The sequence below is a fragment of the Halomonas profundus genome (genome assembly GCF_020865425.1).
GTDB classification, from domain to species: Bacteria; Pseudomonadota; Gammaproteobacteria; order Pseudomonadales; family Halomonadaceae; genus Vreelandella; species Vreelandella titanicae.
Map to the genome: position 1 here is coordinate 4,612,988 of NZ_CP086344.1, position 12,389 is coordinate 4,625,376.

Genomic DNA, 12,389 nt, shown 5'->3' on the forward strand with positions numbered 1-12,389 from the left:
CGGCGTTTTTAACTAATCAAGCAGGTGCTTTTTTAACACTCAATGGCATTCACGGCTAAGCCACCTTTAGACGTCTCTTTGTACTTATCCAGCATATCTCGGCCTGTATCGCGCATGGTGCGAATCACTTTATCCAACGAGATAAAGTGCGTGCCATCGCCGCGCAGTGCCATCTGAGCGGCATTGATCGCCTTTACCGTTGCGATAGCGTTACGCTCAATACAAGGGACTTGCACCAACCCACCAACAGGGTCGCAGGTTAATCCTAAATTGTGCTCCAAGCCGATTTCGGCCGCATGCTCGACTTGTTCGGGCGTTCCTCCCATTACATCAGCCAAGCCAGCGGCTGCCATGGCACAAGCCGACCCGACCTCCCCCTGGCAGCCCACTTCGGCGCCGGAGATTGAGGCATTTTTCTTACAGAGGATGCCAATGGCGCCTGCCGCCAGCAAAAAATCCACCACGTTTTTCTCACAGGCGTTGGGCTGAAACTTCATATAGTAGTGCAAGACGGCGGGGATGATACCTGCCGCACCGTTGGTGGGCGCCGTGACCATACGCCCGCCTGCGGCGTTCTCTTCGTTGACGGCAAGGGCAAAGATATTCACCCACTCCATCGCTGAAAACGTCGAGGCTATCAGGCACTCATTCTGCTCGGCCGCTTGAAGGCGTTGATGAAGCAGCTTAGCCCGGCGTTTAACTTTCAACCCGCCCGGCAGTATCCCTTCGTGGGTTAATCCATTGTCGATGCATTCACACATCACTTGCCAGATACGCCACAGTTCGTTTCTGACCTCCTCCTCCGTCCGCCAGACTTTCTCATTCTCCAGCATCAACTGGCTGACACTAAGCTGCTCTTTTTTACATAGCGCCAAGAGCTGGTCAGCGGTGTCAAAGTTGTAAGGAAGGGTAACGCCACCCAAATCATCCAGTGGCATATCCACCTGGGACTGTTCAACCACAAAGCCGCCGCCCACCGAGTAGTAGGTATTCTCATACACCAAGTCGCCCTGGTGGGAAAAAGCTGCCAGCTTCATGGCATTAGGGTGGTGCGGCAAGCTCTCTTCATGAAAATAGAGGTCACTCTCCCACACAAATGTCACTGCTTTTAGGCGACCAAGCTGTAATGAGTGGCTCTCTTTAAGCGCCTGAATGGCTGGCTCAATAATTGAGGGATCGATTGTGCTAGGGCGTTCACCCATCAAGCCCATAATAATCGCGTAATCTGTGGCGTGGCCTACCCCAGTCGCTGATAGCGAACCATATAGATGCACCTCAAGGTGCTCCACTTCATTGAGCAGGCTGTTTTCGCGCAGGGTGGTGACATACTTAAAAGCCGCCTGCATGGGCCCAACGGTATGGGAGCTGGAGGGGCCTACTCCAATCTTAAAAAGGTCGAAAACACTGATAGGCATTGGAGCACCTCTTGACGTATAAACAGGGGAAAATCAGGCGGCGCCTGAAAGTTTTAATAAGTTATTGATGTGGCAAAAAAAAATAAAACGAAGCTATCTTTTATTGATGATTTTTTTATATTTATAAAATGATACTTTTAGGCACGACTTATCAAAAATAACAAAGGGTTACGCATCGCTCTAAAAAAAGCTTAGCAACGACAGCAACCCGATTATAAAAGTGCGCCCAAACTGTTGGCGATTATTAACAACAGCATTAGATAAAAAGCATTAATTACAAAAACGACTAGTTACCAAACACCACCGTACGCCCTGAATAAAAGAACACACGGCGTTCCAAGTGATAGCTAATCGCTCTAGCCAGGGTTAAGCACTCGATATCACGCCCCTTGGCCACCAGATCCTCTGGGTAGTGGGTGTGATCCACTGGCTCGACCCCTTGGGCAATAATGGGCCCTTCATCAAGGTCATTATTAATGTAGTGGGCCGTTGCGCCGACTAGCTTAACCCCTTTCTCATACGCCTGATGATAAGGCTTGGCGCCTTTAAAACCGGGCAGCAGCGAGTGGTGAATATTGATGGCCCGGCCGGCTAACAGCTCACACATAGAGGGCGAAAGCACCTGCATATACCTTGCCAGCACCACCAGCTCAGCGTCGGTATCCGCGATGATTTCGCGTATCTGCGCTTCCTGCTGCAGTTTCGTCTCGGGCGTGATCGGCAGGTAGTGGTAGGGCAAATCGTGCCATGCTGCCAACGGCTCCAGATCAGGATGATTGGAAATCACCGCCTTGATATCCAGCGGAAGCTGGCCCGTCCGATAACGGTAGAGAAGATCATTCAAGCAGTGATCGGCCTTGGAGACCATAATCACGGTGCCGGTGCGTTTGCCAGGGGCCGTCAATTCGAACTGCATATCGAATTCGTTGGCTCTTGCTGCAAAATCGGCCTGAAAGCGCTCTTCATGAAACTCATCTTGTTCTGGGCGAAACTCGGCGCGAATGAAAAAGCGCCCGCCCAGTCGATCATCGAAAGAGTTGAGTTCGGTGATATAGCACTGCTGCTCTTTCAAGAAGCGTGTGACGACGTCCACCGTTCCCAAGCGACTCGGGCATTGGGCGGCAAGTATCCAGGTATCACTCATTCGGCTCATAGTGCATCTCTAGTAGCGGCAGATCATCGCGAAAGATCGTAGCGGCCGAAACAGTGTTCCGGCCTGCCAGCTTATTGTTCTACGTTAACGCCGTACTCTGAACCGGCATCCAGTAACCAGCGATAGCAGTAGTCGGCAAAGCTGCGCCGTACCACTAGCTCCCAGCGCTCTTCACTAGGGCGACGAAGGATAGTGGTCGCCTTGGCAAAAACGGTAGTGACGCCTTTCCCCACTGGGAAATTACTGGGGTGAACATCGTAGATCACCGTTTTCATCAACAGCTCACGGGCTGCCTCGCCGGAAAGCTCCAGCACTGTTTGTCCACCACTAACGTCGCTAATGGCGAAGTGGGCATCTCCCAGACGCTCACGCAACTTCGTCTCTAGCGGGAACTCCTCACCACCGGGTACGATCACCAGCCACTCATCCGGGGAAAGCCACTGGATAGAACGTTCACCGCTGGCATCGTGCACCAACGCCTGGGGTTGTCCAGGCAAGCTGATGCCCAGTACGTCGCGCACCGCCTCATCAAGCACGATGGCGCCGCCGCGCAGAATCAGATGCCCCTGCATTGCCCGCTCGCGTAGCTTAAGACGGTAACCGCTGCCCCGAGGAGCGCCACTGTGACGATAGCTATAAGCTAACGGGGACTCTACCGGGATCGCGGTATCAGTACGTGTGTCGAAAGTAGCCGCGTTAGACATGCTGGCGCTCTCCCTTAGGGTCGTAGAAAACAGTGCTGACGATTTCAGCTTCATGGGTCTGGCCGTCTGCCATGGGCAGGTAAACCGTTTCACCCAATTTCTGATGGCCACCCTTGACCACCGCTAGCGCAAAGCCTGAATCCAGAACCGGGCTGTAGTAGCTGGAGGTAACATGCCCCACCATCGGCATAGGGATCGCATGCTTGGGATCAAGCACGATCTGGGCCCCCTCTTCGAGAATCACCTTCGGGTCTTTCGGCCTGAGCCCCACCAGCTGCTTGCGGTTCTCGCGCTTGGTATCACTGCGCGTCAGGGCACGCTTGCCAATCCATGAGTAGGGCTTGTCGTAGCCAACGCACCACTGCATCCCTAAGTCTTCCGGCGTAACGGAGCCGTCGGTTTCCTGACCCACGATGATGAAGCCCTTTTCAGCACGCAGAACGTGCATGGTTTCGGTGCCATAGGGCGTCAGGCCATACTTCTCGCCATGCTTGAACAGGGTCTGCCACACATGCATGGCGTAGTTTGCCTGAACGTTGATCTCGAAGGTCAGCTCGCCGGTAAAGGAGATGCGGAAGACTCGGGCAGGCACCCCCGCCACTTTCCCGGATCGCCAATCCATAAACTTAAAGCTATCGCGGTCAAGATTGATATCACTGATCTCAGCGAGCAGCTTGCGTGCTTCCGGGCCAGTGATGGTCATGGTGGCCCAGTGGTCAGTCACTGAAGAAAAGTAGACATCCAGTTCCGGCCACTCTGTCTGATGCCATAATTCCAACCATTCCAGGATCGCGGCAGCGCCACCGGTAGTGGTGGTCATCAAAAAGTGATTCTCGGCTAGACAACTGGTCACGCCGTCATCGGTGACCATGCCATCGTCTTTGCACATCAGGCCGTAGCGGCACTTGCCGACTGCCAACTTCTCCCACTTGTTGGTGTAGACCCGCGCCAGGAATTCACGCGCATCTGGCCCCTGGATATCGATCTTGCCAAGCGTTGAGGCATCGAGGATACCGACCTTCTCACGCACGGCCAGACACTCACGAGCCACTGCCTCGTGCATTGTCTCGGTCTTGCCATTCACCTTCTCTGGGTAGTACCAGGGACGCTTCCACTGACCAACGTCCTCGAACTCGGCGCCGCGCTCCACGTGCCACTGGTGCAGCGCGGTGTAGCGTTCAGGGTCGAACAACTCACGGCAGTGACGACCGACGATGGCGCCGAAAGTAACCGGGGTGTAGTTGGGACGGAACACCGTAGTGCCCACCTCAGGAATGGAGCGACCCAGGCAGCGGGCGGCAATTGCCATGCCGTTGATGTTGCCCAGCTTGCCCTGATCCGTACCGAAGCCCATCGCGGTATAGCGCTTGATGTGCTCGATGGACTCGAAGCCTTCCCGGGTCGCCAGCTCAATCCCCGCCGCGGTGACGTCGTTCTGCAGGTCGACGAACTGCTTGGGCCCGCGCAGCGTGGGCTTCTCGTGGGGCACTTGGAAGAGGGCCACCGCTGGCCCCTGCTGAAGGCGCTCGGCGCTTGGCAGCGTCACCGTCTGAACGGCATGCCCCATGGCGGCCGCTGCCCTGATGCCAGCCTCGACACCTTCCGCCAGCACGTCACCCAGGGCATAGCAGCCGTTGGCACCGCCACAGGCCTGAACGCCCTTCACCAGCCCCGGCACGAAGCCAATAATATCGTCGCGCCAGGTAGGCCGCGCCCCGGTGTGGGAAGCCAGGTGAATCACAGGGCTGTAGCCGCCAGAGCTGGCGATGGTGTCACAAGCCAGTTCCTGAACCGAGCCGCTCACTTTGAACGCGTCAATATCGATCTTGGCGACTCGTGCCGCGGTGACCCGATTGCTACCCTTGGCCTCGATAACGGCGCTGCCCGTAATAATGTTGATGCCCTGGGCGCGGGCGGCATCGACCCAGTCGCCTGCCGGTGCCTCGCGGGCATCGACGATAGCGACGACCTCACAACCGGCCTCTTTCCAGTCCAGGGCAGCGCGGTAGCCATAGTCGTTACTGGTGGCGAGCACCAGTTTGCGGCCCGGCGCCACGCCGTAGCGGCGAATGTAGGTCGACACAGCGCCAGCCAGCAGGTTGCCCGGCACGTCATTGCCCGCGTAGACCAGCGGACGCTCGTGGGCGCCCGTGGACAGGATCACCTGACCAGCGCGTACCCGGTGCAGACGTGCACGTACCTGACGGTGGCCATTTTCCACCGGCGCCGTATCGCCCAGGTGTTCGGTGCGCCGCTCATGGAGGGTAACGAAATTGTGATCGTGATAACCGTTGGCCGTAGTACGCGGCAGCAGCGTGACGTTCTCGCAGCTCGCCAACTCGTCCAGCACCCGGGCCACCCACTGATCCGCTGGCTTGCCTTCCAGGGTTTCGCGGCTGGCCAGCAGCGAGCCGCCCATCTCTTCCTGCTCGTCGGCAACGATCACCCGGGCGCCGCTGCGCGCGGCGGCCAGCGCTGCCGCAAGACCTGCGGCGCCTGCGCCGACAACCAGCACATCGCAGTGCTGATTGAAGTGATCATAGTTATCCGGATCGGCTTCCATGGGGCTGCGACCCAGCCCCGCCGCCTTGCGGATGTACTTCTCGTAGGTCAGCCACATCGAGGCCGGCGCCATAAAGGTCTTGTAGTAGAAGCCCGGCGGCATGAACTGCCCGCCCAGCTTGCCGAACAGGCCCATCAGGTCGCGCTGTACGTTCGGCCAGCCATTGGTACTGCTGGCGGTCAGGCCGTCATATAGCGCCTGCTGGGTGGCGCGTACATTGGGCACCTGGGCCGCTTCACTGCTGCCTAACTGTACGATGGCATTGGGCTCCTCGGCGCCCGCAGCGACAATGCCGCGGGGCCGCGAGTATTTAAAGCTGCGGTTAACGATATCCACACCGTTAGCCAACAGCGCCGAGGCCAGAGTATCCCCGGGATGCCCTTGGTATCGCTGGCCGTTAAAGGTAAAGCTCAACGTGCGGGAGCGATCGATACGGCCACCCGTGTTAAGGCGGTACACTTGTTGCTTGGACTGGCTCATGCCCGCACTCCTTCTTGTTGGCTTACCGCAGCGCCCTCGCGGGCCTGGCTCTGGCTATCAGCGGTAATCGACGGCTGCTCGCCCATTTTGTAAGTCTCGAGAATCTCGTAGCTCACGGTGTGACGCGTCACGTTGAAAAACTTGCGGCAACCCACCGCATGCACCCACATTTCATGGTGAACGCCACGGGGGTTGTCACGGAAGAACAGGTAATCCCCCCACTCTTCGTCACTACACGCCTCGGGCTCCTTGGGGCGCTCGATATGCGCCTGGCCCTTGGGGTGGAATTCCTCTTCCTCACGGTGTTCGCCGCAGTAGGGGCAGTAGATATAGAACATGCGAATACTCCTCTCGTATGAACCCTAGTGGGCCACGCCGGCAGCGCCGTGTTCGTCGATCAGCGCACCGCTATGGAAGCGGAACATGGAGAACGGCTCGGCGATGGGGTGCATTTCCCCCTTGGCCAGGCTGGCAGCGAATACATGCCCCGACCCTGGTGTGGCTTTGAAGCCGCCGGTACCCCAGCCGCAGTTGAAGTACAGACCCTTCACCGGCGTTTTAGAGATAATCGGACAGGCATCCGGGCAAGTATCGACGATACCGCCCCACTGACGGTTCATGCGTACCCGAGAGAAGATCGGGAACATTTCAACGATCGCCTGGAGCGTGTGCTCCACGGTGGGATAACTGCCGCGTTGACCATAGCCGTTATAACCGTCGATGCCTGCGCCAATCACCAGGTCGCCCTTGTCGGACTGGCTGATGTAGCCATGCACCTGGTTCGACATCACCACCGTATCGAGAATAGGTTTGATCGGCTCAGAGACTAAGGCTTGCAGCGGATGGGACTCCAACGGCAAGTTAAAGCCGCCCATTTTGGCCAGCACGGAGGAGTTACCGGCAGTCACACAACCGACGGTTTTGGCTTCAATATCGCCACGGTTGGTGTGTACACCGTAGATCTGGCCATCACGAATTTTGAAGCCGGTGACTTCGGTCTGCTGGAGAATATCCACGCCGTGGGCATCGGCACCGCGAGCATAGCCCCAGGCCACGGCATCGTGGCGAGCCACCCCCGCGCGCGGCTGCCAGGAGGCACCCATTACCGGGTAACGCGCGCTTTTGGAGCAGTCCATAATCGGCACTAGCTCCTGCACTCCTTTGGCGTCTAAAACTTCACCGTCAATGCCATTCAGCCGATTGGCATTCACCCGACGCTGGATATCGCGCATGTCCTGCAGGGTATGCCCCAGGTTGAGCACCCCCCGCTGGGAGAACATGACGTTGTAGTTAAGGTCTTGGGAAAGCCCTTCCCACAGTTTCATGGCGTGTTCGTAAAGCGCAGCGGATTCGTCCCATAAGTAGTTGGAACGCACAATGGTGGTATTACGGGCGGTATTACCACCGCCCAGCCAGCCTTTCTCAATCACCACCACGTTCTTGACGCCGAACTCTTTCGCCAAATAGTAGGCCGTGGCCAAGCCGTGACCGCCACCACCGACGATGATTACATCGTACTGCTTCTTGGGTGTGGGGTTGCGCCACTGGCGCTCCCAGTTCTCGTGGTGGCTCAGCGCGTGCTTGACCAGGCCGAAGCCGGAATAGCGTTGCATAGTGGTCTCCTCAGTTCAGCCGCGCCGGGCCCTGCCGGCAAGCCGATTCAAGCAATGGATTCGACGGCTTCAGCGGCGGACTCAGCGTAGACAGGATGCTGGGCACACACGTCGGTCACTTTGGCTTGCACCTCGGCTTCAATGGAAGCCGTGTCTTTGCCTGCAGCCAGCTCGTCCAGGATGTCGCAAATCCAGTCCGCTAGTTCGCTACACTCCTCAGCATCGAAGCCGCGCGTGGTGACCGCAGGGGTGCCGATACGCAGGCCGGAAGTCACGAAGGGGCTTTGGGGATCATTAGGCACCGTATTCTTATTAACGGTGATATGCGCGCGGCCAAGGGCTGCATCCGCATCTTTACCGGTAATGCCCTGGCGGATAAGCGAAACCAAAAAGAGGTGGTCGTCGGTGCCGCCGGACACCACGTCGTAGCCACGCTCCATAAACACCTTGGCCATGGCCTGAGCGTTATCGATCACCTGCTGCTGGTAGCGCACAAACTCCTGGTTCATGGCTTCCTTAAACGCCACCGCCTTAGCGGCAATAACATGCATCAGCGGGCCGCCCTGCTGGCCTGGGAAAACCGCGCCATTAAGCTTTTTATACAGCGCTTCGTCGCCATCGGCGGAGAGAATCAAGCCGCCGCGGGGGCCGCGCAGCGTTTTATGGGTGGTGGTAGTTACCACATGAGCGTAAGGGAGCGGGCTCGGATAGAGGCCAGCGGCTACCAGGCCAGCGACGTGGGCCATATCGACCATCAACCAGGCGCCTACCTCATCGGCGATGGCGCGAAAACGCCGCCAATCCACCACGCGAGAGTAAGCGGAGAAACCCGCGATGATCATCTTCGGCTGGTGCTCGCGAGCTAAGCGCTCGACTTCTTCGTAATCGATCTCGCCGGTTTCCGGCTTGAGGCCATACTGCACGGCGTTGTAATGCTTACCCGAAAAGTTGGGTGCAGCACCATGGGTTAAGTGGCCGCCGTGGGCCAGACTCATACCCAATACCGTATCGCCCGGCGATACCAGTGCCATGAACACAGCGGCATTGGCCTGGGCGCCGGAGTGCGGCTGCACATTGGCATAATTGGCACTAAAAAGGTGGCAAGCCCGCTCAATTGCCAAGGCTTCAACCTTGTCAACGAACTCACAGCCACCGTAGTAACGGCGACCTGGATAGCCTTCTGCATACTTGTTGGTCAGCTGTGTACCTTGCGCTTCCATGACAAGTTTGCTGGTATAATTTTCGGAGGCGATTAATTCAATATGCGCTTCTTGGCGAACCGTTTCTTCAGCAATTGCTTCAGCAAGCAACGTGTCGTAACTGGCCAAACGTGCATTGGGGGAAAAATTATTCTGAAGCATTACCGCCTCCTCATTAGTCACTTTTTTATTAAGTGCTGGATATACTCTTTAATGCTGATAAACCCCGGCCGCTAACCAAAGTCCCTATCAACGCGTTCTTACCGCGATACTATCGTTGGAGTCCGGGCCCAAGATGCTTGCCGACGTCACCACGCGATGTATTTGCGACATCGGCAAGATTTAGCCAATAACACGGCTGACGCCGCCCAAAAAGCAAAGCGCCCTAGACGGGAATTAACCGTTTAGGGCGCTTAAAACTAGGCAGCAAGGTGCTTGCCGGGGCTAAAAATCGACGATTAAATCCCCCTTCGGCCGACTGCAGCACGACAGGATATAGCCTTCTTCGGCATCCTCATCGGTAATGCCGCCGTTATGCTCCATTTCCACTTCTCCCGACTTGAGCTCCACTCGGCAAGTACCGCAAATCCCCATGCCACAAGCTTTGGGGATATGCAGACCCAGCTTGGCCGCCGCCGCATGAACCGTCTCCCCCGGCTGAATACGCACACTTTTCCCTGAAGAGGCAAACTCGATACTAAACAAGTCGCTGGTGTCGACATTTTCGGCATCAACCTCTGCCTGTTCGGCCAGCTCAAGGACATCTTCACGTACCTCAACCGGCGTAGCGCCAAACGACTCCTCATGGTAGTGATCCATGTTGAAGTTGTTGGCACGAAGAATATTTTTGATGGCGTTCATGTAAGGGGTCGGGCCGCAGCAGAATATCTCCCGCTCCATAAAGTCCGGCACAATGAGTTCGAACAGCGGCTGGGTAAGGTAGCCACGGTAGCCGGCCCAGGCCTCGCCGATATCCTCTTTGTTCTCGCAAATAATATGCAGCTTGAACTCGGGAATACGCGAAAACATATGCACCAGTTCACGATGATAAATCACATCGCGAGGGGCACGGGCGCTGTGTATAAATTCAACGTCAACAGCGGCGTTGGTATCAAACAGCCAGCGCGTCATGGACATCAATGGGGTAATGCCCACCCCGCCAGAGAGAAACAACACTTTTTCGGCAGGAAAATCAATGGAATTGAAGTTGCCTACCGGGCCATGCACGACCAGCTCGTCGCCCACTTTTAGGTTCGCATGCAGCCAGTTGGATACCTTGCCCCCTGGCACTTGTTTAACGGTGATTGAAAAGCTGTAAGGGATGGAGGGAGAGCTGGAAATGGTATAGGAGCGCATGATCGGCTGATTATCAATCTCCAGCTCCAGCGTCACGAACTGACCGGGCTTGAAGAAGAACAGTACAGGCTGCTCGGCCATGAAGCAGAACGTGCGCACATCCTGGGTTTCTTGAATCACCTTGACGCAACGCACCTGGTGGCGGCCGTTGGTCCAGGTTTGGGTCGTGACCGGATTGAAAAAATTAGTTGTCATTGTCGCCTCTGCCTGACCAGCCTTCATCACCATGCATCGCCGAACCGTATTTGCGATACGGTCAGCACCTTTGAGCTGCATTTTGGGGACGCGCCTGCCGACCGACTTACCTGACAGCGACTCGCACTTACCTCGTGCCACTCTTTATCGCTTAGAAACCTCTTTTTTCGTCGCCACTACGCCACCTAATGTCGCGGGCAGATAACTGGCAGGGAGTAGCCTGCAACACAATCTGTCCCTGACGTCAGACCACATTTGAATAAAACGCCAGGTTACGCAACAGAACAACAAGATAAACAATCTTGACTAACGGCCGACTCGCAGCCCTAGAGGGGAAAGCGGTGGTTTACGAGGATACTGGTATGCAAAAGTACGTGTTAAACACAATGGATGACCCGCTCGTCGCGGCCCGTGAGTCAACGGCCAATATGCTGCAAACGAGGGAGCGCACCTTTTCACTTCCGCAGCCGTTTTATAACGATGCCCGCCTGTTTGCGATTGATATGCAAGAGGTTTTCGAGAAAGAGTGGCTATTCGCAGGAATGACATGCGAGATCCCCACCAAGGGTAACTTCATGACATTGGATATCGGTGACAACCCCGTTGTCATCGTACGCGGTGGTGAAGGTACCATTCATGCCTTTCACAATGTCTGCCGCCACCGCGGTTCGCGCCTTTGCGTAAAGGATAAAGGCAAAGTGGCAAAACTTGTTTGCCCCTATCACCAGTGGACTTACGAGCTTGATGGTCGCTTGCTGTTTGCCGGCAGCGATATGGGCACTGATTTCAACCTGGATCAGTTTGGCCTCAAGCCGGTCAGCATTTGCACCGCCGGCGGCTTCATCTTTATCAACTTAAGCGACAACCCGCCTCCCATGGATGACTTTCTGGAAACGCTTGAGCACTATCTTGAGCCCTACCAGATGGACAACGTTAAGGTCGCCACCGAGTCCAGTATCGTCGAGCAAGCCAACTGGAAGCTGGTCATCGAAAATAACCGCGAGTGCTATCACTGCAACGGCGCACACCCTGAGCTGCTGAATTCATTGCAAGAGTTTGATGACACCGAGGATCCGCGGGCAACGCCTGCCTACAAGGAGCTGGTGGCCCGCAAGCAGGCAGATTGGGATCAGGAGCGGGTGCCCTACCAACTGACGCGGCTTGGCCATCAGAACCGTCTGACCCGCACGCCGCTGTTGGATGGCATTGTCTCCATGACAATGGACGGTAAACCCGGCTGCAAGAAGCTGATGGGTCGCCTGAAAAGTCCCGACATGGGTTCTCTGCGCATCCTGCATCTGCCCAATTCATGGAATCACTTCATGGGTGATCACGCGGTGGTGTTCCGCGTACTTCCCCTTGGCCCGCAGCAAACCGTGGTGACCACCAAGTGGCTGGTTCACAAGGATGCGGTAGAAGGCGTTGACTACGACCCCGAACAGCTGCGCCGCGTCTGGGATGCCACCAACGACCAGGATCGCCAACTGGCCGAAGAGAACCAGCGCGGCATCAACTCCAAGGCCTACCAACCCGGCCCTTACTCTGAAACCTATGAGTTCGGGGTTATCGATTTTGTCGACTGGTACGCCAACCGGGTGCTTGAGAACCTAGGATATGAGGCTCCGACGTTGCACTTAGCCCAAGGTTAAAACTTGAAGGATCCAGGCAGCGACGTTTACCGCCACTAGGACTTAGCCAGAGTAGCTGGCAA

General features: G+C 56.4%; 9 protein-coding genes. 1 reads left to right on the top strand and 8 read right to left on the bottom strand.

Annotation, left to right across the window (positions count from 1 at the left end):
* Positions 1–32: 32 nt before the first annotated feature.
* The 8 genes from LMS44_RS20990 to gbcB form a co-directional block, all read right to left on the bottom strand.
* Positions 33–1,415: an L-serine ammonia-lyase gene (locus LMS44_RS20990; RefSeq protein ID WP_226246619.1), complete on the bottom strand. Its 1,383-nt coding sequence runs from the start codon at positions 1,413–1,415 to the stop codon at positions 33–35.
* Positions 1,416–1,701: 286 nt separating this feature from the next.
* A complete protein-coding gene (gene purU / locus LMS44_RS20995) occupies positions 1,702–2,568 on the bottom strand; it encodes a formyltetrahydrofolate deformylase (protein ID WP_088699585.1) in 867 nt (288 codons plus the stop codon).
* Positions 2,569–2,639: 71 nt separating this feature from the next.
* On the bottom strand, positions 2,640–3,272 hold the full coding sequence (locus LMS44_RS21000) for a sarcosine oxidase subunit gamma (protein WP_278369227.1): 633 nt from the start codon (positions 3,270–3,272) through the stop codon (positions 2,640–2,642).
* The gene (locus LMS44_RS21005) at positions 3,265–6,315 is read right to left on the bottom strand and encodes a sarcosine oxidase subunit alpha family protein (protein ID WP_278369226.1); all 3,051 of its coding nucleotides are present in this window, start codon (positions 6,313–6,315) and stop codon (positions 3,265–3,267) included. The genes LMS44_RS21000 and LMS44_RS21005 overlap by 8 nt, the downstream gene beginning before the upstream one ends.
* A complete protein-coding gene (locus LMS44_RS21010) occupies positions 6,312–6,653 on the bottom strand; it encodes a sarcosine oxidase subunit delta (protein ID WP_022521483.1) in 342 nt (113 codons plus the stop codon). Before LMS44_RS21010 ends, LMS44_RS21005 begins: the two co-directional genes overlap by 4 nt.
* 24 nt (positions 6,654–6,677) lie before the next feature.
* A complete protein-coding gene (locus tag LMS44_RS21015) occupies positions 6,678–7,928 on the bottom strand; it encodes a sarcosine oxidase subunit beta family protein (RefSeq protein ID WP_022521482.1) in 1,251 nt (416 codons plus the stop codon).
* 47 nt (positions 7,929–7,975) lie between these two features.
* Complete coding sequence (glyA, locus tag LMS44_RS21020; RefSeq protein ID WP_022521481.1) at positions 7,976–9,289, bottom strand: serine hydroxymethyltransferase; 1,314 nt, start codon at positions 9,287–9,289, stop codon at positions 7,976–7,978.
* Between the two features lie 282 nt (positions 9,290–9,571).
* Positions 9,572–10,678, bottom strand: a complete 1,107-nt coding sequence (gbcB, locus tag LMS44_RS21025; protein WP_053857164.1) for a glycine betaine monooxygenase reductase subunit — start codon at positions 10,676–10,678, stop codon at positions 9,572–9,574.
* A 362-nt stretch (positions 10,679–11,040) separates the two neighbouring features.
* Between gbcB and gbca the strand changes: the two genes are divergently transcribed.
* Positions 11,041–12,327 carry a glycine betaine monooxygenase oxygenase subunit gene (gbca, locus tag LMS44_RS21030; RefSeq protein ID WP_053856948.1) on the top strand — a complete coding sequence of 429 codons (1,287 nt, stop codon included), beginning with the start codon at positions 11,041–11,043 and terminating at the stop codon, positions 12,325–12,327.
* Positions 12,328–12,389: the final 62 nt, after the last annotated feature.

Coding starts and splice junctions, on each gene's coding strand:
- LMS44_RS20990 (WP_226246619.1), bottom strand. CDS start 1,415: ATGCCTATCAGTGTTTTCGACCTTTTTAAGATTGGAGTAGGCCCCTCC.
- purU (WP_088699585.1), bottom strand. CDS start 2,568: ATGAGCCGAATGAGTGATACCTGGATACTTGCCGCCCAATGCCCGAGT.
- LMS44_RS21000 (WP_278369227.1), bottom strand. CDS start 3,272: ATGTCTAACGCGGCTACTTTCGACACACGTACTGATACCGCGATCCCG.
- LMS44_RS21005 (WP_278369226.1), bottom strand. CDS start 6,315: ATGAGCCAGTCCAAGCAACAAGTGTACCGCCTTAACACGGGTGGCCGT.
- LMS44_RS21010 (WP_022521483.1), bottom strand. CDS start 6,653: ATGTTCTATATCTACTGCCCCTACTGCGGCGAACACCGTGAGGAAGAG.
- LMS44_RS21015 (WP_022521482.1), bottom strand. CDS start 7,928: ATGCAACGCTATTCCGGCTTCGGCCTGGTCAAGCACGCGCTGAGCCAC.
- glyA (WP_022521481.1), bottom strand. CDS start 9,289: ATGCTTCAGAATAATTTTTCCCCCAATGCACGTTTGGCCAGTTACGAC.
- gbcB (WP_053857164.1), bottom strand. CDS start 10,678: ATGACAACTAATTTTTTCAATCCGGTCACGACCCAAACCTGGACCAAC.
- gbca (WP_053856948.1), top strand. CDS start 11,041: ATGCAAAAGTACGTGTTAAACACAATGGATGACCCGCTCGTCGCGGCC.